Below are 23,510 nucleotides of genomic sequence, written 5' to 3'. Positions count from 1 at the left end.
CATCCACATGTCTATATAATAAACCATTTTTACTGTCCTGATAACAGCATTTGACGCCAAACCAAGGGCTCTTAATGCCAAAAAGTAGTATTTAAAAAAATATCTGTTAGAATCAGGTCATATAAGACATTCGTGTTATTTTCAAGTGATTCTGGTGTCTAAAAAATCAAATGAATGGAGGAATTTATTATGTCACAAAGTATCGTAGTTTCTCAGGGTGCCACTTTTGTAGTAGAATTGCAGTCCATGCTTGGATCCTCAAATTATGGCTGGTGTTTGAGCAGTCTCCCAAAGGGAGTCGTTCTGCTTGGGATAGATACAGTCCCGTCCCCTCGTTTTATCGGACCTGTAAATCAGAAGTTTTATTTTGGAGCATGTTCCTGCGACCAGACATTGACTCTGGAATTTGTGGTAACAGCTTCTCACTACCTACAGGATATTAAGGATACATATACGGTCGATGTTCAGATTGTTCCGGCAGATAAACAGCAGTTTGTGCCTTACAGTGAAAATACCATAGCAAATGTGAAATATGGTTATGCATGTGCGGATCAGGATCAGATGCCAATTGGAAAATATGGCTATCCTTATGAGGACCAGATGCCAGTTGTAAAATATGGCTATCCTTGCGCGGACCAGATGCCCGTTGTGAAATATGGCTATCCTTGCGCAGACCAGATGCCAGTTGTGAAATATGGCTATCCTTGTGCGGACCAGACACCAGTCATGAAATATGGCTATCCTGACCAGCCGCCTGTTATGAAATATGGTTATCCTTGCGGATATAATGACGCGGCAGGCCAGGTAAATCAGCCGTTCCTTCGGAACTCCTGTACTCCTGATAATCAGCCATTCCTTCGGAACTCCTGTGCTCCTGATAACCAGCCATTCCTTCGGAACTCCTGTGCTCCTGACAATCAGCCATTCCTTCGAAATACCTGCGGCACAGACAACCAGCCGTTCCTTCGGAACTCTTGTGCACCAACTGACCAGCCGTTCCTTCGGAATGACAGTGATGCTATGAAGACTGCAATGCCTTACGGAATGGTCTATGTCACAAACAGTGTAGAAAAATATGGTTTTCCATATTGCGGATAGGAAATACATCAGAAAGAAGGACCAGCATATGAAATATCAGCCAATTACCTGTGTATGGGAAGTAACCATGGGATGTAATATGAGATGCGGACACTGTGGTTCCTCCTGTGCCGAGCCACTGCCTGACGAATTAACAACTGAGGAAGCACTGAATCTTTGCGACCAAATCGCCAGTCTTGGGCTTAAGTGGGTCACCCTTTCAGGCGGGGAGCCTCTGACCCGGAAAGACCTTCCTTCCCTGATCGAACGTCTGCATTCCAAAGGCGTTGCAGTAAATATCATCACCAACGGATGGATGCTGAACAGCGATATGGCGGCAGCTTTAAAGAAGAGTGGAATTTCCACGGCCGCGATCAGCATTGACGGAACGAAACCGATACACGATAAAATCCGTAAAGAAGGTGCTTTTGAGCATGCAGAACAGGCTTTTGCCGCTTTAAAGGCACAAGGTATACAGACAGGTGCTGTTACAACAATCACGAAACAGAATCTTGGTATTTTAGAAGAGCTCAAAACAGAACTCATTCGCATGAACGTAGATTCCTGGCAGGTACAATTAGGGCTTCCCATGGGGAACCTAAAAGAACGTCCTGACTGGGTGTTAGATCCACAGCAGGTAAATGAAATCCTTGATTTCTGCTATCAGACCGCTTTGGAAGGGAAAATCAAAATCTTCCCGGCGGACTGCATTGGGTACTACACCCAGCAGGAAACGCAGATCAAACAAATCTCCTACGGTCGGACAGATGTTCCTCTATGGGATGGCTGCAATGCCGGTATCCGTGGATTTGGGATTCTGCATAATGGCAATATCCTTGGCTGTACCTCCATCCGGGATGATGAATTCATCGAAGGAAATATCAGGGAACGTTCTCTGCGCGAGATTTGGGAGGACGATGATCTTTTCCTCTGGAGACGAAATATGACCAGAGATGATCTGACCGGGAAATGTAATACCTGTGTATACGCCTCCAAATGCTTAGGCGGTTGTCCCAACACAAGGCTCACGATGAATGGAGACATTCACTCTGAGAATCAGTACTGTGTCTATTACTGGCAGCTCGACCATATGGAGAAAAAATATCAACATATTACCGATTGGCAGGGGCTTTTAAATATGGCACAGACCCTAATGGCACAAGGCAAATACCAGGATGCTGCATTTGCCCTCAAGCAAGTAACCATTCTAAATCCCGATTGTGCAGATGCCTATAAGGCCAAGGGTTACTGCGAATATATGTGCGGTAACTATGAACAGTGCAAGTCAGATAACGAAAGTGCCATGAAACTAAATGACCAGGATGCCTATGCGCTTCGTGGATACGCGATTGCCCGTTTCCGCCTCGGCGAAGAAAAGGAAGGAATCGCAGATCTGCAGAAAGCAGTCGAGCTGACCGGATACTGCGATTTAGATCTGATTGAAGACGTAAAGATAATGATGGCAAACCACAATACCGGACTCCAGAAATAAAAGAACAATCATCCGGTTTATAACGCAAAATAAAATGTGCGGACCAGAAAGGACTACTCCTTCTGTCCGCACACTTTATTTTACTTAAGCTCATTGCTCCACTTTCCAGTCGTCATGAACCCTTCCACCATTGCTTTTGCCCCATCAATGATCTCCTTATCATATCCAAGAATTTCAAGGAGCTGTATCGCATTGCGTGAAGTGGACCTGCCCTCATAGAGCAGATAATCAAATACGATTTCACCATCCAAGACCTGTTCCTGGAAATGATAATTCTCATATTCCCCTTCCAACAAATACGTTAATTCGATATCGTGTGTTGCCGCAAAGCACAAAATTCCTTTCTTTCGAAACTCTTTTAATACCTGTGTGGAAGCTGCAATACGTTCTACCGTATTCGTTCCACGAAGCACCTCATCCACAAAACAAAGAATCTCCGCTTCTTCCACCGGCTCCATCACACGCTTTAAGGCCTTAATTTCCGCAATGTAATAGCTCTCCCCTTTGTACAAGTTATCCTTTAAGGCCATAGAAGAGAAAATGTGGAACCATGCCCCGCGGTATTCTTGCGCCGCACAAGTGTGAAGGCTCTGGGCCAGGATTGCATTCAATGCAACAGTCTTCAAAAATGTGGATTTACCAGAGGCGTTGGAACCTGTAATCAGAACCCCATTCATTGCCCTGATAGAATTCGGAACCGGTTCTTCCAGACTGGGATGATAAGCATCCTTTAAATAAAGTTCCTTTTCCTTTGTAAACTCAGGACGGCACCAATATGGAAGCGCTTCTCTTAAAGAGCCTACCGCAATCATACTTTCCAAAAAGCCCATTGCCGTGAACAGTTCCTCCACCACATCAATATTCTGTCCCATTCTTTTCATACATTGATAGAAGAAGATACAGTCTAAATGAGTGACCAGACGGATATAATCCAAAAGCATCTCTGTCAATGAAGGACTGTCCCAATTGGCCGGTCCGAAATAGCCGCTCGCTCCCAAAAGCCGTTTCAGCTTTTTATAATCCCTTTCCACCCTGTCATGATATTCCGAATTGGTAATGAGCCTCTTCTTTGTAATTCGTCTCGCGCCTTCTACCAGTCTTTTAAAATATTGAAGCGCCTGCATCGAACTTTCCAATGCTTTTCGTTTATAAAAATAAGTCCCGATATTCGCCCCCATCACAGTAATAAACATGCCAAATCCTTTTTCAGGTTCAATAATCGTACATATGATAGAAAGTATAAGGCCAAAAAAAGCCAAATAATGAATCGCAGGAACCTTTGTATTCAGACTGATACTGTCCATAATATAGGTATAAACAGACGATGCATGATTCTTTCCTATCCTGGCAAATTCGAGCTGCATCTCTGTTCGCTCCTTTTCATGCTCCTGATAATATTCAATCAGTTCTTCCTGTACCTTCCACTCCTCCTGATCCATATGTGGAATATGCAGCAGATGATATAGATAATCTTCTCCTGCAAAAGACCATGTATGATTGATCGATAAGAAAAGGGAATCCATATCCAGGTCATTCCAGGTGATCTCATCGATCATCTTCTCTTTTGTCTGAGTATATGCTCCAATTACAGACAGGACCTCATCAGAATATTCCACCTCTCTCCAGCGACCGTAATTGTACTCTAACCTTTTTCTTATCTTACGGAGCCTTCTCAACTTGTCTAAATAAGACAGAAGGATGAAAAACAGAACAAATATAATTACTATCCCTACAACAAATTTTATTTCATTCATATCGATCCTCCTTCATTAAGAGTAATATTGTATTATTGAACTAATACAATATTACTCTTAATGAAGACCACTGTCAATACATTTTTTTCCATCAATTAAAGTTTGTTTCAGTCAATTATATTGTATTTTTGAATCAAAAGTAGACCTATGGACTTCCCACCTGCCAGGTGTTACAATGTAAAAAAATGAAAAGGAGCTGCCATTTTATGATTGATTACATCCTTACCCCAAAACTAACCCGCCTCACAGGCGATACACCGCCCCAGGGGCAGGATATCTGCATAAAAGTACGTACCTCCGAAGAATATATACAGCAGTTCCAAGATAGTCCCCAGTTCCCGATCATGCAGAGGAATCTCACCAATATTCATCACTGTAAAGCGGATATCCTGGGCGACTGTGTAATGGGAACATTTGCAATTCCCCGGAAAGAGGCCCCAAACATTGGCAGAATCTGCTTCTGTTTTTACCTGACAGATTCTTCCCTTGTATTTATCGACAACCAAGACTTTGTCTCAAATATTCTTTCACAATTAGAAGAGATTCCCCTCCAAGGAACCTCTTCACCGCTTCATTTTCTATTCGACTTTATGGAATATTTGATCAAAGACGATGTTTTCTTCTTACAACATTTCGAAGAAAATTTGACCAAGCTGGAAGAACAGCTCTTAGACAACCAAGACGAAGGATTTGACAGGGCAATCCTCCATATTCGTAAGGAGCTGGCCGTGCTCGGCGCTTATTACGAGCAATTGACTGATATGGGAGAATCCCTCCAGGAAGCACCAGCAGGTAAAGCAAAACATAAGACTGCACCTCTCTTCGGCCTATATACAGACCGGGCTGACAGACTGTATTCAGATATCCAGATGCTCAAGGAATATTCCATGCAGCTCCGTGAGATGCACCAATCCCAGGTAGATGTCCGCCAGAACCAGATCATGAAGGTACTGACTATCGTGACAACCTTGTTCATGCCGCTGTCCCTGATTGCTGGGTGGTACGGTATGAACTTTATCAACATGCCGGAACTTTCCTCACCATATGGATACGCAGTAGTGATTCTTGTCAGCCTGCTGATCATAGCGCTGGAGCTCTGGATCTTTCATATTAAAAAATGGTTTGATTAACGAAATCGACAAACAATGATTTTAATATCATTATCTGTTTAAATAACCAAATATTTTTTCTTGACTTTTCGAATTGATAGGAATAAAATAATGGAAAAGGAAATGGGTTTTCACCGTGTATCAAGCGGGCTTCTCGTTTTCTTTTTTTATTGCCAATATATCATATAAATACTTTTTTCCGTCCTCAGCATGTCTGGCCAACATCTTTGCCATAAAGATATTATATCGAATCAATTCCCCAGATTTATCATCGTAGAATGAAAATGGATCTTACCTTTTAACTTCGTAAAAACTCGAAAAAGGAGCCATGGTATATATCCCACCAATAGCTCCTTTGACAATCTTTTTCTTTTATGAATCCCTTGGAATTTATCTGCCTATTCTCTGATTCCATCTTTCCCCGGATCCTAGTCATCCTCAAGCAGTGCACAGGCTAACGCTTCATCTATCATCAGCACATTTGTGTATCTACCCTTCAATACCGCTTTGGCAATTCGTTTCTTATTCCTGCCGCATGCTACTGTTATGACATATGGAACCTGCTTCAGTACATCCAATGAAACGGCAATCGTCCTATCCTGAATATCCGTCTCACATAAGGCTCCATCTTCATCAAGCCATACACCGCAGATATCTCCAACCGCATTTTGTTCCAATAGATTTGCTTTGTCATTCTCGTACGTATACCAGGTATCACTCGTCTCCGGCAGAATCGCATCCATAGTACCGATTCCGACCAAGGCAATATCCAGTTTTCTGATTTCCTGAAAATGCTGCTTATTAAGAGGTTCTTCCAAGAGAAGATCGCGCAGCACCTTCGTGTGCACCAAAAGCGGCACATGCATCGCGTGAGGAACTCCCCTTAAAATCCGCGCAGTTTCAATCGTCAGGAATGAAGAACAATTACTCATCTGATGATTGACATCACCGGAGAGCTGGAAGACCTCCACATTATTATTCTCGATCGGCTTCAATTGAGAGATGACTCCTGCAACTGTACTTCCCATCGATACACCGATTCGAACAGGACGGTCTATAATTTCTTTAAGATAATCCGCCGTCGCATTCCCAATTTCCTGTATTACTTTATTCTTTTTATCCTGATTGCTTACCACACACACATGCTTCAATCCATACTTCTTTTTCACCTGTAATTCCAGTTCATACTGATAAGTCGAGGTATTCTTAATGTGTATACTTACAATCCCTTCATCCAAGCAGTTCTTTAAGATCCGGGAAACTGTGGTTCTAGACATGTCCAGTGCTTCTGCGATCTCCTGCTGCGACATATTTTCTTTATAATACATATTTGCAATCTTAACCTTTGTATCAAGACTGCTGACGACTGCTGATTTCAAATTTCCTCTCCTCATTGTCTTTATTCATAAGCGTTCTGTTTACTGACCACTTGGTTGTATTATATCATCTCTACCTGGTAATTTCATCCATTTTTCCATTCCCATCTAAGAAATGAATCGACTGTGCTGCTGACTAGGATGCCAACGAACATAAGCTTTATTTTCCAGGGTCCAGAATGATCTTGATTGCGGTCTGTTCCTTAAGCATTTCAAACCCTTCTTTGATCCGGCTTAACGGCAGCCGATGACTGACCATTGTCCTTAAATCTAGTTTTCCTGCTTTTGCAAGATTTATCACACATCTCCATGATGTAGTATTATATCCCATGTGCCCTATGATGTTCAAGGACTTTACATTCACTTCATTCAGACCATATCCATAAGGCTGGTCATTCATCCCAATTCTTACAATATTAGCGTCATTGCGCGCAATTCCAACTGCCTGCTTTAGCACGCTCGGTGCCCCTGCCGCATCAACCACTAAGGATACACCGCTTGTTCCGCAGATTCGATTGATTTCTTCTTGTAATTCATCCTGATTTTGGTTGATTAGTGTATGAGTCGCCCCTACCTTCAGTCCACAGGGCAGTCTGGAACTCTGATCAGACGGCATTCCTACCAGTATGATATTGGCAGCCCCGGCTATTTTTGCCATCTGTACACTGAACAGTCCCAATGCTCCTGCACCAAATACCACTACATTTTCTCCCGGCATGAGCTGGCCTTCCTGAACAACCGCCATATATGCATTTGCTGCCGGTTCTAAAAGTGGCGCGATCTCCATCGGTATCTCATCCGGCAGATGGAACAAACAATTTGGATATACCGCCATAAGGTCGCCCGATACCTTTACATATTCTGTAAATGCTCCATCAGAATCACATCCCATAGTCCTTCTTTGAGGGCAGTTGACAAAATTTCCTTTTTCACAGGATGGACATCTTCCACATACAGAAGCCGTATTTTCAGAAACCACCCGGTCTCCTACTTTCCAATGCTTATCCGCATTCGGACCCATCTCAGAGATGATACCTGCGAATTCATGCCCTAATACAATCGGATAATTCCCGAGGTCCAGCGAGCCATTATAAAAGTGTACATCACCTCCGCAGATTGCTGCTGATTCTACTTTTATGATGATATCTCTGTCCCCGCAGACCGGCCTTGGTACTTCACGAAATTCTGTTTTTCCACGTTCATATAACACTAGACCTTTCATGCGACTAGATCTCCCTTCTATTATAAAATGGTATCTTTTGTGATTTCCACTTTTTCTCTTTTTCCTGATCTATCTTCCGGCTTCCATGCACGGTCCTGCGAATCCAAGACACGGATAAAATGTTTTACACGGGAACCATAGCCCTCTTCTATGATGTTCGCAAAACCATAAGCTCCGCTTCCTTCTGTATCTGCACCTTTTATTGCTTCGATTGCCGACTGGAACAATTCACAGCCAATATTCACCTTGTTAATTCCCATTTTGGCTACTTTTCCAAGAGCCTCATCCCCTGTGCCGGAACCGCCATGGAGCACTAATGGGAAATTATTTGTCACTTTTTTAATCTCCGCGAGCCGCTCATAATCCAAATATGGAACCTGGCCTTTGTTATAAGCCCCATGAGCCGTTCCAATCGCCACCGCAAGACAGTCAATTCCAGTTTCCTCAATAAATCTTTTTGCCAGTTCTGGTTCTGTCAGTGCAGCATCCCGGTCCACATCATAAGAACCTGCATTTCCAACATGCCCTAGCTCTGCTTCCACAGAAACTCCCACGGCATGTGCCACCTTTACCAGTTCCCTGACCTGAGCTGCATTTTCCTCAAACGGAAGTTCTGACCGGTCTACCATGATGGAAGAAAAACCTGCCCGTATACAGGCCACTGCCGATTCAAAGTCAGAACCATGGTCGTGATTCACAGCTACCGGAACACTTGCCGCCTCTGCCAGCTCTTTTAAATATCTGCCGAACAGATCCACATCGTAATCAAAAATCAGCGGAATCAAAAGAATGATCGGTGCATTCATTTCCTCCGCACATTTTATTGCCACACGGGCATTAAACTCTGTCTGGCATACCGGAGCCGCTACCGCATAATTTTCAGCACTTGCCCTGTCAAGAATTTCTTTCATAGATACTAACATAATGATACCTCCTGAATAATAATTTTGTCTGGCGGATCTTCCAAATCCGCTCTTTCCTGTTCATTGTTCTCTTTGCATCACTTCTGCTCTTCCCACAGGTCAGCAGAATGTCGATACGCCTGTTTATAAATCTGGAGCTGTTTTTTATATGTTTTTACAATCTCCTCACGGGGATAATAAATTTTCTCTACCTCGGGAACCGGAAAATTTTCTTCAAGATCAAAATGACCTGTTGCAATTCCGGCGCAGACTGCCGCCCCCCGACACCCAGCCTCCCCTGTTTTTCCTATTTTTACCGGACGTCTTAGAATATCCGCATACATCTGTCCCCAAATTCGGCTTTTGCTCCCACCTCCGGTCAGCCAGATGTCGTCAAATGTGCTCTGTGCAATTTCCTCCAGCCTTTCAATCTCCATACACATAGATACGCACACACCTTCGAACAGCGCCAGGAGGATATCTTCCCTTGTTGTCTGATCAGAGATGCCCAATATTCCCGCCTTTGCTTTTCCATTATAAAAAGTTCCAAGTAAATACGGTTGGAAGATCAGGCTGGACGGCTCTCGTTCGAGCAGTCTTTCTTCTAGCAGCGTGAAGATATTGATTTTTCTTTTCTCTGCCTCCTCCAGCTCCTTCTCAAAAAGTAGCTCCAGCATCCAATTTACCGTATAGCAGCCGCTGCCGATGGATGTAGTCACCATCTTTAATCCTTCTGACACGCCGCCAAATTCAAAGCATTCTCCCGATCTATATTTATTGAGTCCTGTATTTTTATCCAATACAGCAATGTTGATTCCCATTGTTCCCATAATGATCGTCAAATGCCCCTGTCTGCGTCCACCGCACCCTATAGAGCATGCAATCATATCATGAGCTCCCGCGACAACGTAAGTCCCCTCCAGTAATCCAGTCTCTTTAGCTGCCCTTCGAGTCACTCTGCCGCATATTTCACTTGCATATTTCAAAGGTGGAAGCTTATCTGCACATTCAGGAATCCCTGCTCTTACCATAGAATCCTTTTGATACTCTCCTGTTGACTCCTCCACCGGAGCTGGGGCATCCGATCTATCTGCATGAGCATTGCCCGTCAGGCAGTAGCGAATCCAGTCTTTACTTCCTAGAATCCACCTTGTTTTGTGGTATACCTCTGGACATTTTTCTTTCAACCAGACCATAAAAGCGATGGTCCTTGGAATCTCCGTCTGTTTCTTGTCTTCGAAGTCAACTTCCTCGTGACGCCTGTCCATCGACAACACTCCCGGATACACAGGCTGCCCATCCGCAGATATGAGAAAATTACCTCCCCCCTGCCCAGAGAATGAGATTGCTGCAACCTCCTCCGGCTTTACACCGCTGTGTTCTAACAGTTGTCGTATGACATACACAGTCTGTTCCCATATGAGCTGCATATCCTGCTGTGCCCAACCGGGATTTGGGCTCTGAATCGGCTGGCATTCAACAGACTCCATATAACATATATCCGCATTTAAATTTAAAAATGCTGCTTTAATCGCACTCTGACCTCTGTCTATTGACAAAAAATACTTTTTTTCCATCTTATCGGTTCATCCTAAATGAATATGGTTCTCCTTTGAAATAGTGACGGATTTCATTGATCGGACTCTCAATCGAACGAAGAATAAAATCGCCGCCATTCCCTGCTACATGAGGAGTTGCAATGACATTGTCCAAAGTAAGGAACGGATGCCCTTCTGGAAGCGGTTCCAAAGAAAAGACATCGATTCCGGCACCTGCAATCACATGATTTTCCAATGCATTGATCAAATCCTTTTCATTAATCAGTCCAGCCCTTGCCGTATTGACCAAATAGGCAGTCGGCTTCATCTGACTGAGCAGTTCCCTATTAATCAATCCATGGTTCTCATTTGTCAGCCTTGCATGTACAGAAAGAAAATCAGACCTCTGGAATAATTCTTCAATTGTATCCACCAGCTCGACTTCCAACTCTTCTGCTGCCTCTTTCTTAGCCCATGGATCATAGGATATTATATGACATCCGAACCCTTTCAGTCTTACTGCTACCTTCTGCGCGATTGCACCAAAACCGAGCAGTCCTACCGTAGCATTCTTCATCATTCCCTCGGTTCCCATCACAGAATCTTTCCACTTTCCGCTGCCGCCCATATTATTCACAGGCAGTGTACGCATTAATGCCAGCATCAAAGTAACTGCAAAGTCCGCAACAGGCTCTGCTGCCCGCCCAGGTGATGCACAGACCGTGACCCCGTGCTCTTCTGCGGCCTCCATATCCACATTCTCAACTCCGCTTCGCATGACCAAAAGTAATTTTAACTGATGTGCCGCTTCAAAAAACGCCCTGCTGGCCCCTGAATAATGCATGATAATGATATCCGCATCTGCAATCGACTGTAAGAACTCTGGGCTATGTACTACCCAGTTCGGTCCCTCCTTCTCAAGTCTTAAATTGGCTTCCCGCAGATTTCCTCCAACCGTATCTTTAGCACCTGTATCTTCCGTATAAGCAAACTCTACTCCATATTCTTTAAATTCATCAAACATTTGAGGAATCTTCCGTTCCTTTAAATCCTTCAGCGTGATGAATCCTTCTGAGACAAAAACTATTTTCGTCATCTTCCACACTCTCCTTTGTATTTTACTTATTTCCAACCTTACGTATCACAATCACCATGACCAGAGCAAAGAGAAGCATGCCGCCCTGTACGTAATCCTTCAGCCATAATTCACTTGTGATCATCAGAAGTCCCTGATTGATCAATGCATATAAGACCGCACCGACTAACGTGCCCGGAACATTAAATACTCCAATTTTTCCATAAGTCGCGCCCAGAAAAACAGTTGTCAGGGCTGGGACGAACATATTTTCACCCAGTGTAGGGGAAGCTGCATTCATCTGAGAGCCTTGCATGATTCCGGCCAGGCCGCAAAGTAATGCTGTAATAAAAAAACCTTTTATTTTCTGCATTTTTCCATCAATACCGATATAATCGCAGGCTGTCGGATTGGACCCTACTGCATATAAATATTTGCCGGCGCGTGTATATTCGGTATAGAACAGAACGACTGCCCCAACGATCACCAGTATAATTACCGGCATCGGAATCACTCCGAAAAGATATCCCTGTCCCATAAAAGTGAACACATCGGGCCATTCTGGAAGATTGTTTACATTCTTGCTCCCTGTCAACGCTTTTGCGATTCCTTTCACAAGGTAAGACGTACCTAATGTGGCGATAAAAGCTGGTATGCCGATCTTTACATGAAGAAAAGCATTATAAAGTCCAACACAGGCCAGCACGCCGAGCGTCAGAACCACCGCCGCCAAATAACTGTGTATCCCTGTTCTGCCTAAAATAACTGCCATCAGACAGGATGCTAAAGAGACCTGGGAACCAGCAGAAAAGTCTAGTTCACCAGTGGCAAAAATGCAGGTGAGACCTACCCCCATAACACCGACGATACACGCATTGCATAGAATATTCAGAAGATTCTTCATCTGAAGGAAAGCAGGAGAAATCATACCAAAAATGATCGTAACTGCAGCCACAAAGAACAAAAGCCAGCGTTTTGCGAACATGGTACCAAAGCTTTTAGTGCTTGTCGTTTTTACTTTTTCCATTTCCACCCCATCCTTTCCTTAACTGTCCAGTTTGACGCTTGGAAGCCCATCTTCTTTTATCAGAGCAATAATTGCAACGGCAAGTGTCAGCAGAATTCCCTGAATGATATCCTTTACATAAATCGGATATCCTGCACTAATTACCCCATTCTGAATGACAATCATCAAAATCGCCGCAAGAACCGTGCCAGGCACATTATATTTTCCAAGCTGCAGGAAAGTCGCACTGAGCATTGTTGCCGCAATTGCAGGCAGCATCAGCTCCGATCCCATCGTAAGTGACACACTGTTGTTATAGGAAGCGGCGATCATACCGGCAAACCCACATAACACACTGCTTAATACCATCGCAGATACCTTCATTTTAGGAACCGATATCCCTGAATTATTTGCAGCAGTTGGATTCGACCCTACCGCGTACAAATGTCTTCCAAATCTCGTTTTTTCATATAGGATATGCATGAGCAACGCAATTCCGAAGAATACCAGGACGGCTGTCGGAATGACATTTCCAAGCTTCAACTGCATCAGATTAAATGCATCCGGCCAATTCTTGGAATAGAGAGTCGTTCCATTGTTCAACAGTTGTGTACACCCGTCCAGAACAGTTGCCAGTGCAAGTGTACATACAAAAGTCGGAACCCCTATTTTGATCGTAAACAATGCAAGCACCAGCCCGACTGCTACAGATGCCAGAATTCCTGCTAAAAAACCTAAGATCACATAATTGGAATTGACATCCGCGAGAAACTTTCCAAATACTGCACCGACTAAAGTACACTGCGCTCCAATCGAGAAACTCATTTCTCCTGCTGACATCAGTACCATATTTCCCAGTGCAAGCACTCCTACAATACTACTGAGCGCCAACAGATTCATTACATTATTCAGCATTAGAAACCTGGGCTGTACCGAGCGGAACACCGTGACAATAACAAGTAATGCAATCAATAAAAAGAATCTGGGGAGTTGTTCCTTTAAACCTGTTTTTTTCCTCACATATGATTTTTTACTCATCCGTCCGTTTCCCCCTTACCGCTACACTCAGAATATCTTGTTTATCAAATTCCTGCCTGTCAAATCCCTGTATGATATTGCCATCTGCAAATACATAGATCTTGTCACAGACATTCAATAATTCGTCAATTTCTGATGAAATAAATAAGATTCCAATGCGTTTACTTTCCTCTTTGTGATCGGTAAGCTGCCTGATTTTTTGATAAATTTCAAATTTCGCTCCAACATCAATGCCATTTGTCGGCTCATCCAAAATCAGAACATGTATATTCTCTATTGCAATGGAACGCCCTATAATGATCTTCTGTATATTCCCGCCTGACAGGCCGGAAATCGCCTGGGCTGATGAATAATACTTTACATCGTTGTCTTTTAGGATCTGATTCGAAAATTCCCTGCTTTTTCCCCTGCTGACGATCCCGATTCCTCTGCCGGCAAGCTTCTTTTTCAAAAATAGATTGCAGATATTATCCACTAATGAGAGACTTTTGAAGATACCGTTTGATCGCTTTTCCGGTGTCATGATCAATCCCTTTTCGATCATATCTCTTGTATTTGCTTTTGTAATGTTCTCTCCATTGAACTGAAAAGATTTTTCAGATTTTCTAAGGCCGAATAATGATTCTGCACATTCTGTTCTTCCCGATCCAACTAACCCATAAAAGCCAACTACTTCCCCTTTATGAATCTGAAATTTAAGATGGTGCTCTCTTCCATCATATTTAATCTTATCCACATCTAATAGAACCGGAAGCTGTTCAAAATCCTTTTTTACGACCTCCACTCTTCCATAAGACTTTCCTGTCCGCAGCATTGCCGTAATCACCTTTACCTGAGTCAGATTCTCAACCTTATCCGTCAAAGTGTTTCTTCCATCTGTCAGAACGACGATTCGGTCAGAAATAGCAAATAGTTCTTCTATTTTATGTGAAATAAAAATCACAGCTATATCCATCTCATTGCGTATTTCTTTAATGAACTTAAGGAACGGCTCCACTTCTCCTTCTCCCAGTGATGCCGTAGGTTCATCGAGAATCAGGACCTTCGGATTATTGTAAAAGGACCTCATAATCTCGATCAACTGCTGCTCCCCCGCTCCAAGCTCCTCCACCGGAACATCCAGCGGAATCTTAAGATGCAGTCTTTCCCTGATTTCCACTGCCCTCTCATAAGCTTTCTGTTCGCTGAGTATTCCTTTTCCAGGCTCATGGCCAAGGCAAATATTCTGTGCTCCTGTCAGCATGCCCACTAAGTTACGTTCCTGATAGACCATGCTGATTCCAGCCTTCATGGATTCTGTTGTGTTCTTGTAACTCACCTTTTTCCCTTCAAAATACATATCACCGTCATCAATCGAATAAACTCCCGTCAGCATCTTGCAGAATGTACTCTTTCCAGCTCCATTTTCTCCGATTATAGAAACGATTTCCTTGTTATGTACTTCAAAATCAACATGATCAACGGCAACAAAATCACCAAATCTTTTGGTCGCTCCCTCAAAGCGGAGTATTGCCTGATTATCCATCGTATCCACCTGCCAATCTCATTTTCTATTTGCCGACAGTTTCATCAATCGCCTTATCGATCATTGCCATTTCCTCTGATGTCAGTTCCCATTCTGTACATTTGCAGTTCTCCAAAGCTTCCTTTACATTTCTGACTCCGCAGAGTGATGTGGTAACAAAATCTTTCTGTATATTCCAATTCAATGCCACCTGTGCGACCGGCACATTCCTCTCTGCCGCTACTTTGTCCAGTGTCTTTAATAGTTCCATCACCTGTGAGAATCTCGGCTCACGGAAATGCGGATACTGATAAAGGTTCCTGATATCATCCTCGGCAAGTTTCGGCAATTCCCGGATGGCACCTGTCAAAAGCCCGCTTGCAAGAGAACTATGAGTCATAACACCGATATCATGTTCCTTGGCCCAGATCATATTATCTTCCTCACCACGTGACACCATAGAGTATCCTGACTGTACCGCCGTAATATCGATATATTCTCCCATCCTTTCCATGTCATCAATTCCAAAATTAGAAACTCCCAGGAATCGTACCTTTCCTTCCTTCTGCCATCTTTTGACACATTCTGCTGTCTCCTCAAATGGCACATTCGCATCCGGTACATGAATCAGGAAATAGTCTACGTAATCTGTACCCAGATTCTTTAGGGATTCCTCAAAACACGTTGTCATCCACGCTGGAGAACAATCCGGAAAATTAGGTTCCACTCCATCGGCCGGATTTCTAAAGCCACACTTGGTCGTGATCAGGACCTTATCCCTTCTTCCTTTGATGGCTTCACCCACTACCTTATCCGACTCACCTAGACCATACACCCAAGCCGTATCAATATGATTCACTCCTGCATCCAGCATCGCATGTACGGCGGCGATACAATCCTTCCTTTCAACAGATCCATAACCAAGTCCTCCCATCGCCCATGTCCCAATCGTTAATGCCGATACAGATACCTCTGATTTTCCTAATGTTTTGTAACGCATAATTTTCCTCCTTCTGCTTTTGGTTTACTTTCTATGCTTCGATGTTAACATATGTTCATATATTGTGTCAATTGTTCTTTCGAAACTTTTTGTTTGTTTTCTTTTTAACAATTATAATTCAATTGACAAGCATTTAATTGTGTTTTATAATAATTTTAAGAAAACGAAGTGTTCATTTGTTCATTGTAATCATCATTTGTTCTAATTATAAAAATCAATTTCTCATTAAAAAGAACAAATGACCACAAAAATCTACATACAAAATCATTGGAAGGAGGGAATACACAATAACGGCACTTCGGGGGACATGCTATAAATCCAAATAGTATAAGATTGAAAGGATGGTAAATTTTATGAAAAAGAAAGCACTTTGCACTTTGTTATCGATCGGACTGGTATTATCACTGACCGCCTGTGGAGGTTCTTCCGATTCCTCTTCATCCGCATCTGACAGCAGCAGCTTGGCAGAAGCCTTTGACGATTACTCTCGTCCGGCGATTGCCAAGGAGGATGAGGTCAGCATTATTTATCTTGTTTCTAACCTTACAGACGAGAGCAATATCCGCTGCGAACAGCAGGCTGCGATAGAGGCAGCACACCGGGGCTGGGATTACCAATGTATCAATTATGAAAAGGAAGATAATTTCCGCGAATATTTCCAAAATGCCATTAACCAGAACCCAACCGCCATTATCATTGGTGTTACACAGTCATTCGATTCCTATCAGGACCTTGTAGCACAGGCCCGCGATGCAGGTATCGGCATCTACTCGAATGACAATAGTGTCATTGAAGGAGTCATCTCTAACTCTACCATGGATAACAAGGAAGCATCGAAAGCAATCATGGAGCAAGTTGCCAAGGACCATCCTGACGGATTGAATTACGCGGTATTTGAACTCGGAATGTCAGAGGTCGTAACACTGCGCGCCGACGAAGCCAAGGCCTATGCCGACGATAATTCCTCTTACAAGTTATTAGATTCCATCGATCTGGCATCCACAGGCGACCTGAATACAGCAGGTTATACCATCGCCCAGACTTGGCTGCAGCAATATGGAGACAGCCTTAATTTTATCTTCTGTTCCGCTGACACTCCCGCTCTTTCTGCTGCCGAAGCAATTACACAGGGCGGCGATGCAAAAGGAGAGAAGACTTTCGTTTCCGGCGTTGACGGTGGTTCCTCTACATGGAGTTATATCCGCAACAATACGCCACTGAAATACACGTACTCCCAGCCATTTGAGTATTTTACACATATGACCTTCGAAGTCATCCATGACATCCAGGTCGAAGGCCTGAACCCTGGCGATAAAGACTGTGCTATTTCAAAGGCCGGCGAGTACATGACCGCATCCGGTATCGTAACAACTGTTGATAACTGTCCTGCTGCCGGAGATTCTATTCATTCTGTATTCGATTATTATAGGGAAAGTCCTGATGCAAAAGATGCATGGTATACCTGGACAGACGGCCCTGGTATTTATGAAGTGACCGATTAATTTCAAAAAAGGCAGGCCCCTTTTCAGGGAACCTGCCTTTTATCTGTTGGGAACTTATCCCGTCAGTTCTTATTCTTCTCCGTAAAGAGTGATCAGTTTCTTAAGGTAAGCGTATCTTTCCTTAGCTTCCTTCTCATTCAGAGCGAAGAGTTTCTCAGCCTTTTCTGGATTAGCTCTCTTAAGTGCATTGTAACGAACTTCTCCGTCAAGGAATGCCTGGTAGTTCTCCAGGTTAGGCTCTTTGCTGTCCAGTGTGAACTTAGCGCCTTCTGCTGCCGGATTGTATCTGAAGTTGTTCCAGTATCCGCACTCTACTGCTAACTGCTCTTCTGTCTGAGCCTTGCTCATACCCTTCTTGATACCATGGTTGATACATGGAGCGTAAGCGATGATGAGTGATGGTCCCGGATAAGCCTCTGCCTCTGCAATTGCTTTTACGGTCTGGTTGAAGTCAGCACCCATAGCGATCTGTGCAACGTATACATAGCCGTAGCTCATTGCGATGCTTGCAAGGTCTTTCTTCTTGGTCTCTTTTCCGCCTGCTGCGAACTGTGCTGTAGCACCAGTCTTTGTAGCCTTGGAGGACTGTCCACCTGTGTTGGAGTAAACTTCTGTATCGAATACCATGATGTTGATGTCTTTTCCACTTGCTAATACGTGGTCAACACCGCCGAATCCGATATCGTAAGCCCATCCGTCACCACCGAAGATCCACTGTGACTTCTTAGCGAGGAAGTCTTTGTTCTTCAGTAAGTCAACCTTTTCTGCTCTGTCACATCCGCAAGCTTCGAGAGCTGCTACTAATTTATCTGTAGCTGTTCCATTGGTAGCTCCGCATGAGAAAGTATCCAGGTATTCCTGTGCAGCTGCTTTCACATCTGCATTCTCAGCTGTCTCGGCAAGTGCTTCAACTTCACCTTTCAGTCTCTCTCTGATTGTGTTCTGAGCGAGCAGCATACCATATCCGAACTCTGCGTTATCTTCGAACAGAGAGTTACACCATGCTGGTCCTTTGCCTTCTGGTGTTACTGTGTATGGTGTAGACGGTGAAGAGTTACCCCAGATAGAGGAGCATCCTGTTGCGTTAGCAATGTACATTCTTTCACCGAATAACTGTGTGATTAACTTAGCGTAAGGTGTCTCACCACATCCTGCACATGCTCCTGAGAACTCGAGCAGTGGCTGTTTGAACTGGCTTCCCTTAACAGTTGTCTCTTTGAACTTGGCAACAACTTCTGGTTTTACAGGGATCTCTGTACCATAGTCGAAGTAGTCCTGAGCACCTGCATTTGCTTCCATGTTCTCCATAACAAGTGCCTTCTCACCCTTCTTACCTGGGCAGACATTTGCACATGATCCACATCCTGTACAGTCATAAGCTGATACAGTGATGGAGAACTTCATTCCCGGCATACCTGTCATGTCGAGTGTTGCAAGTCCTTCCGGAGCCTTTGCCATCTCTTCTTCTGTCAGTGCAATCGGGCGGATAACTGCGTGTGGGCAGACATATGCACAACGGTTACACTGGATACAGTTCTCTGGCTTCCAAACCGGGATATCTACTGCGATACCACGTTTCTCGTATGCGGATGTACCTGACGGTGTAGAACCATCAACATAATCCTTAAATGCAGATACTGGAAGTGAGTTACCTTCCTGAGCATTGACTTTAGCCTGGATGTTCTTAACGAAATCAACAACATCTTTTCTTCCGCTCTCGTCAACGTGAGGTGTTGTAAGTCCTTCATCCTCAGCGCTCTTCCAGCTCTCTGGTACAGCTACTTCAACAACCTGCTTAGCACCAGCATCGATTGCATCGTAGTTCATCTGTACGATCTTGTCACCTTTTCTTCCGTAAGTAGCTTTCGCTGCTTTCTTCATCAGGTCGATTGCTTCTTCCTCTGGAATGATTGCTGCCAGTTTGAAGAATGCTGACTGAAGAACTGTATTGATACGTCCGCCAAGTCCGATCTCTTTACCGATCTTAATACCATCGATTGTGTAGAACTTGATGTTGTGGTCTGCGATATATGCTTTTACCTGTCCTGGTAAGTGCTTCTCAAGACCTTCTGCATCCCATGGGCAGTTCAGAAGGAATGTACCGCCGTCAACCAGTTCCTGAACCATGTTATATTTGTCAATATAAGATGGGTTGTGACATGCTACAAAGTTAGCCTGTCTGATCAGGTATGTGGATTTGATCGGTTTCTTACCAAAACGTAAGTGAGACATTGTTACACCACCGGACTTCTTGGAGTCATAGTCGAAGTAAGCCTGTGCATACATGTCTGTGTTGTCACCGATGATCTTGATGGAGTTCTTGTTAGCTCCAACTGTACCGTCTGCTCCAAGTCCCCAGAACTTGCAGTTGATTGTTCCTTCTGGAGTTGTAACAAGCGGAGCGCCTGCATCCAGAGACAGATTTGTCACATCATCTTCAATACCGATTGTGAATTTCTGCTTCTCTGTGTTGTGGAATACAGCAACGATCTGAGCCGGTGTTGTATCTTTGGAACCTAATCCGTAACGTCCTGTGAATACAGGAACTGCATCGAACTTAGATCCTTTAAGTGCAGCAACAACGTCCAGGTATAATGGCTCTCCAAGAGCACCTGGCTCTTTTGTTCTGTCGAGTACGGAGATTCTCTTTACTGTGTCAGGAATTGCATTGATGAGCGCTTCTGCACAGAATGGTCTGTAAAGGCGAACCTTAACAACTCCGACTTTCTCGCCAGCTGCAAGCATGTAATCGATAGTCTCTTCGATTGTATCACAAGCAGAACCCATAGCAACGATTACGCTTTCTGCGTCCTCTGCTCCATAGTAGTTGAACAGCTTGTAATCTGTACCGATCTTAGCGTTGACCTTGTCCATGTAATTCTGAACGATTCCCGGAAGAGCATCGTAATATGGGTTACATGCTTCTCTTGCCTGGAAGAAGATGTCAGGATTCTGAGCGGAACCTCTGTGGCATGGGTGGTTCGGGTTCAGTGCGTGTGCACGGAATTCATCGATAGCGTCCATGTTCACTAAGTCTTTCAGGTCTTCGTAATCCCATGTCTCGATCTTCTGGATCTCGTGAGATGTTCTGAATCCGTCGAAGAAGTTGATGAATGGAATCTTTCCTTCCAGTGCTGCACAGTGTGCAACTGCTGTCAGGTCCATAACTTCCTGTACACTTGATTCACAAAGCATAGCTGCACCTGTCTGGCGGCATGCATATACGTCAGAGTGATCACCGAAGATTGACAGTGCGTGGCTTGCAATCGCACGTGCGGATACGTTGAATACACCTGGTAATTGTTCACCTGCTACTTTATATAAGTTAGGAATCATCAGCAGTAATCCCTGTGATGCTGTAAATGTAGTAGTTAAAGCTCCTGCTGCTAAGGATCCATGCACAGCTCCGGCTGCACCTGCTTCGGACTGCATCTCTGTTACCTGTACTGTCTGTCCGAAAATGTTCTCTCTGCCCTCGGTAGCCCATTCATCGATATGTTCTGGCATAACGGATGACGGTGTAATTGGGTAAATCGCTGCAACTTCTGTATACGCATAGGAAACATGAGCTGCTGCCTGGTTACCATCCATGGTCTTCATTTTTCTTGCCATTTTTTGTTCCTCCTTAAAATTACATTGTAAAATTAATTTTTTCACATGTGTTTTAATTATATCGCCAAAAAGTATAAAAGTCTATAGAGGCTGTCCCATTTTTTTGTTTATTTTCCCGTACAACAAACGGGCGCAGGAAACATTTTTCATGTGTCCTACACCCGTATCTCACCTCTTATTTAAAAAGCCTGTCCTTCCCTTTCGGCCGCTTCTTCCCCACCGGTTTATCCGGCATTGGTTCATAGATCTTACCGCCCGTTAAGAATGGCATCCTTTTATGGTTCTTCCGCAGGTAGAGCAGCATCACTCCTGTTACTACAACAATCACGCCCGCTAATACCTGTGACACCGGAAGGCCGATTCCAGGTATCAAAAGCTGGTCCGTTCTCAGCCCTTCAATCCATGCTCTTCCAAGCCCATATCCGAACAGATACAGAAGGAACAGCTCGCCTTCATATTTCTTGTGTTTTCTATATACGAACAACAGAATGAACACCGCGCAGCACCAGAGCGACTCATACAAAAATGTAGGATGTACCTGGATGTAGCTGACACCGTCCACCACCTGGATATTCTTTCGCATCAACTCTGTCACATCACTGCTGCGCACCGCATCCAGCGGCAGCTGCATGGCAAACAAGCTGTCTGTGTATTCCCCGAAGGCCTCTCTGTTGAAGAAATTCCCCCAGCGCCCCAGCATCTGTCCATTCACAAGTGCCATTGCGATCGTATCAAAAATCTGCGGAGCACTCAAACGTTTGACCTTGGCACATATGATGACTGTAATCACCGCGGCGATCACACCGCCGTATATCCCAAGCCCGCCTTCCCGCAGATTCAGGATTTCCAGAAGGTTATCCTTATACATGTCCCAGGAAAAGGCCACATAATAGATCCTGGCCCCGGCAATCCCACAGATCACCCCGATGATTCCCATATCCAGATAATCCTCAGGGTTCTGTCTCGTCCGCTTCGCCTCAGATGTCGCAATCAAAAATCCAATCAGGATTGCAGTCCCGATGATGATACCATAGTAAGCGATTTCGAATCCAAAAACCGAAATCGATTTTCCCACATGCTCCAGATGAATGCCAAGATGCGGGAAATTAATATTATAATGCATACTGCATACTCCTTCCAATCGGGTCGAAATTCAAAAGGGTCAGTCCCCTTTTTACACGTTAAAGCGGAACAATATGATATCGCCGTCCTGTACCACGTATTCCTTCCCTTCCAGTCTGACAAGCCCTTTCTCTTTTGCTGCCGCGTGTGTGCCGCATGCCATCAGGTCATCATAGCTGACGACCTCTGCTCGGATGAAGCCTCGTTCGAAATCTGTATGAATCTTACCAGCCGCCTGCGGCGCCTTGGTCCCTCTTGTGATAGTCCATGCTCGCACTTCCGGCTCTCCGGCTGTCAGGTAACTAATCAAGCCAAGAAGATGATAGCTTGCTTTTATGAGTTTTTCCAGTCCTGACTCTTCTAAACCTAAATCTTCCAAAAACATCTTTTTCTCTTCGTCATCGAGTTCAGCGATCTCCTGCTCGATCTGCGCGCATACTACGAAGACTTCGCAGTCTTCCTGTTCCGCATATTCACGCACTGCCTGTACCCCGGCATTATTCGCGCCGTCATCTGCCAGATCATCCTCTGTGACATTCGCTGCAAAAATCACTGGCTTATAGGTCAGCAGATTATAACTCGTGAGCCATCCCTGCTCATCCTCATCATCTGTGGTAAAACTCTTAGCCATCTTATTCTCTTCCAGATGTGCCTTAATACGTTCCAAAAGCGCAAGCTCTTTTGCTGCTGCTTTGTCATTCCTTGCCACCTTCGTTGTCTTGGCAATTCTTCTTTCCAGAATCTCCAGGTCAGAGAAAATAAGCTCCAGATTGATTGTCTCAATGTCACGGAGGGGATCGATCGTACCATCCACATGTACAATGTTGCTGTCCTCAAAACATCTTACTACATGCACGATTGCATCTACCTCACGGATGTTCGCAAGAAACTGGTTGCCCAGGCCCTCTCCTTTGGATGCACCTTTTACCAATCCGGCAATATCAACGAATTCAATCGCCGCCGGAACGATCTTCTTTGTGTGATACATTTCTCCCAGGACATCCAGACGCTTGTCCGGTACGGTAACAACGCCCACATTCGGGTCGATCGTACAGAACGGATAGTTCGCAGACTCCGCCCCAGCCTTTGTCAATGAATTAAACAGTGTACTTTTTCCTACATTGGGAAGACCAACGATGCCTAATTTCATAATTGTTTATACCTATCCGAAAAGCCTTGAT

Annotated in this window: 17 protein-coding genes; 4 read left to right on the top strand and 13 right to left on the bottom strand. The window is 44.2% G+C overall.

Features of this window, described 5'->3' with window-relative positions:
* Positions 1-189 precede the first annotated feature (189 nt).
* Complete coding sequence (locus HGO97_RS02695) at positions 190-1,098, top strand: hypothetical protein (RefSeq protein WP_216239156.1); 909 nt, start codon at positions 190-192, stop codon at positions 1,096-1,098.
* Between the two features lie 28 nt (positions 1,099-1,126).
* Positions 1,127-2,569: a radical SAM/SPASM domain-containing protein gene (locus HGO97_RS02690; protein ID WP_216239155.1), complete on the top strand. Its 1,443-nt coding sequence runs from the start codon at positions 1,127-1,129 to the stop codon at positions 2,567-2,569.
* Positions 2,570-2,649: 80 nt separating this feature from the next.
* Here the strand turns inward: HGO97_RS02690 and HGO97_RS02685 are convergent, their stop codons facing one another.
* Positions 2,650-4,323 carry a MutS-related protein gene (locus HGO97_RS02685; protein WP_216239153.1) on the bottom strand — a complete coding sequence of 558 codons (1,674 nt, stop codon included), beginning with the start codon at positions 4,321-4,323 and terminating at the stop codon, positions 2,650-2,652.
* Between the two features lie 206 nt (positions 4,324-4,529).
* Between HGO97_RS02685 and HGO97_RS02680 the strand changes: the two genes are divergently transcribed.
* Positions 4,530-5,453: a magnesium transporter CorA family protein gene (locus HGO97_RS02680; protein ID WP_216239151.1), complete on the top strand. Its 924-nt coding sequence runs from the start codon at positions 4,530-4,532 to the stop codon at positions 5,451-5,453.
* Between the two features lie 407 nt (positions 5,454-5,860).
* Here the strand turns inward: HGO97_RS02680 and HGO97_RS02675 are convergent, their stop codons facing one another.
* From HGO97_RS02675 to HGO97_RS02635, 9 genes are all read right to left on the bottom strand, one after another.
* Positions 5,861-6,811, bottom strand: coding sequence for a sugar-binding transcriptional regulator (locus HGO97_RS02675; RefSeq protein ID WP_216239149.1), 951 nt, complete (start codon positions 6,809-6,811; stop codon positions 5,861-5,863).
* A 157-nt stretch (positions 6,812-6,968) separates the two neighbouring features.
* A complete protein-coding gene (locus HGO97_RS02670; protein WP_216239147.1) occupies positions 6,969-8,030 on the bottom strand; it encodes a zinc-dependent alcohol dehydrogenase in 1,062 nt (353 codons plus the stop codon).
* 20 nt (positions 8,031-8,050) lie between these two features.
* A complete protein-coding gene (locus tag HGO97_RS02665) occupies positions 8,051-8,953 on the bottom strand; it encodes a class II fructose-bisphosphate aldolase (RefSeq protein WP_216239145.1) in 903 nt (300 codons plus the stop codon).
* A gap of 77 nt (positions 8,954-9,030) precedes the next feature.
* Positions 9,031-10,509 (bottom strand): FGGY-family carbohydrate kinase, encoded by a 1,479-nt coding sequence (locus HGO97_RS02660; RefSeq protein ID WP_216239143.1) that lies wholly within the window; start codon positions 10,507-10,509, stop codon positions 9,031-9,033.
* Position 10,510: 1 nt separating this feature from the next.
* Positions 10,511-11,566: a 2-hydroxyacid dehydrogenase gene (locus HGO97_RS02655; RefSeq protein WP_216239141.1), complete on the bottom strand. Its 1,056-nt coding sequence runs from the start codon at positions 11,564-11,566 to the stop codon at positions 10,511-10,513.
* 22 nt (positions 11,567-11,588) lie between these two features.
* A complete protein-coding gene (locus tag HGO97_RS02650; protein WP_216239139.1) occupies positions 11,589-12,572 on the bottom strand; it encodes an ABC transporter permease in 984 nt (327 codons plus the stop codon).
* 18 nt (positions 12,573-12,590) lie between these two features.
* On the bottom strand, positions 12,591-13,589 hold the full coding sequence (locus tag HGO97_RS02645; RefSeq protein ID WP_216239138.1) for an ABC transporter permease: 999 nt from the start codon (positions 13,587-13,589) through the stop codon (positions 12,591-12,593).
* Entirely contained in the window at positions 13,582-15,114 is a 1,533-nt protein-coding gene (locus HGO97_RS02640) for a sugar ABC transporter ATP-binding protein (protein ID WP_216239137.1), read from the bottom strand. The genes HGO97_RS02645 and HGO97_RS02640 overlap by 8 nt, the downstream gene beginning before the upstream one ends.
* A gap of 25 nt (positions 15,115-15,139) precedes the next feature.
* Positions 15,140-16,093 carry an aldo/keto reductase gene (locus HGO97_RS02635; protein WP_216239136.1) on the bottom strand — a complete coding sequence of 318 codons (954 nt, stop codon included), beginning with the start codon at positions 16,091-16,093 and terminating at the stop codon, positions 15,140-15,142.
* 353 nt (positions 16,094-16,446) lie between these two features.
* Between HGO97_RS02635 and HGO97_RS02630 the strand changes: the two genes are divergently transcribed.
* The gene (locus HGO97_RS02630; protein WP_216239134.1) at positions 16,447-17,595 is read left to right on the top strand and encodes a sugar ABC transporter substrate-binding protein; all 1,149 of its coding nucleotides are present in this window, start codon (positions 16,447-16,449) and stop codon (positions 17,593-17,595) included.
* Positions 17,596-17,664: 69 nt separating this feature from the next.
* On the opposite strand, the gene nifJ is transcribed toward HGO97_RS02630, so the two are convergent.
* From nifJ to ychF, 3 genes are all read right to left on the bottom strand, one after another.
* Positions 17,665-21,207, bottom strand: coding sequence for a pyruvate:ferredoxin (flavodoxin) oxidoreductase (gene nifJ, locus HGO97_RS02625; RefSeq protein ID WP_216239132.1), 3,543 nt, complete (start codon positions 21,205-21,207; stop codon positions 17,665-17,667).
* A gap of 175 nt (positions 21,208-21,382) precedes the next feature.
* A complete protein-coding gene (lgt, locus tag HGO97_RS02620; RefSeq protein ID WP_216239129.1) occupies positions 21,383-22,330 on the bottom strand; it encodes a prolipoprotein diacylglyceryl transferase in 948 nt (315 codons plus the stop codon).
* Positions 22,331-22,381: 51 nt separating this feature from the next.
* Positions 22,382-23,479 carry a redox-regulated ATPase YchF gene (gene ychF / locus HGO97_RS02615; protein ID WP_216239127.1) on the bottom strand — a complete coding sequence of 366 codons (1,098 nt, stop codon included), beginning with the start codon at positions 23,477-23,479 and terminating at the stop codon, positions 22,382-22,384.
* Positions 23,480-23,510: the final 31 nt, after the last annotated feature.

Source organism: Faecalicatena faecalis (assembly GCF_012524165.2).
In the GTDB taxonomy this organism is placed as follows: domain Bacteria; phylum Bacillota; class Clostridia; order Lachnospirales; family Lachnospiraceae; genus Faecalicatena_A; species Faecalicatena_A faecalis.
Note: the sequence above shows the minus strand (reverse complement) of the source record. Positions and strands in the feature narration are given on the sequence as shown.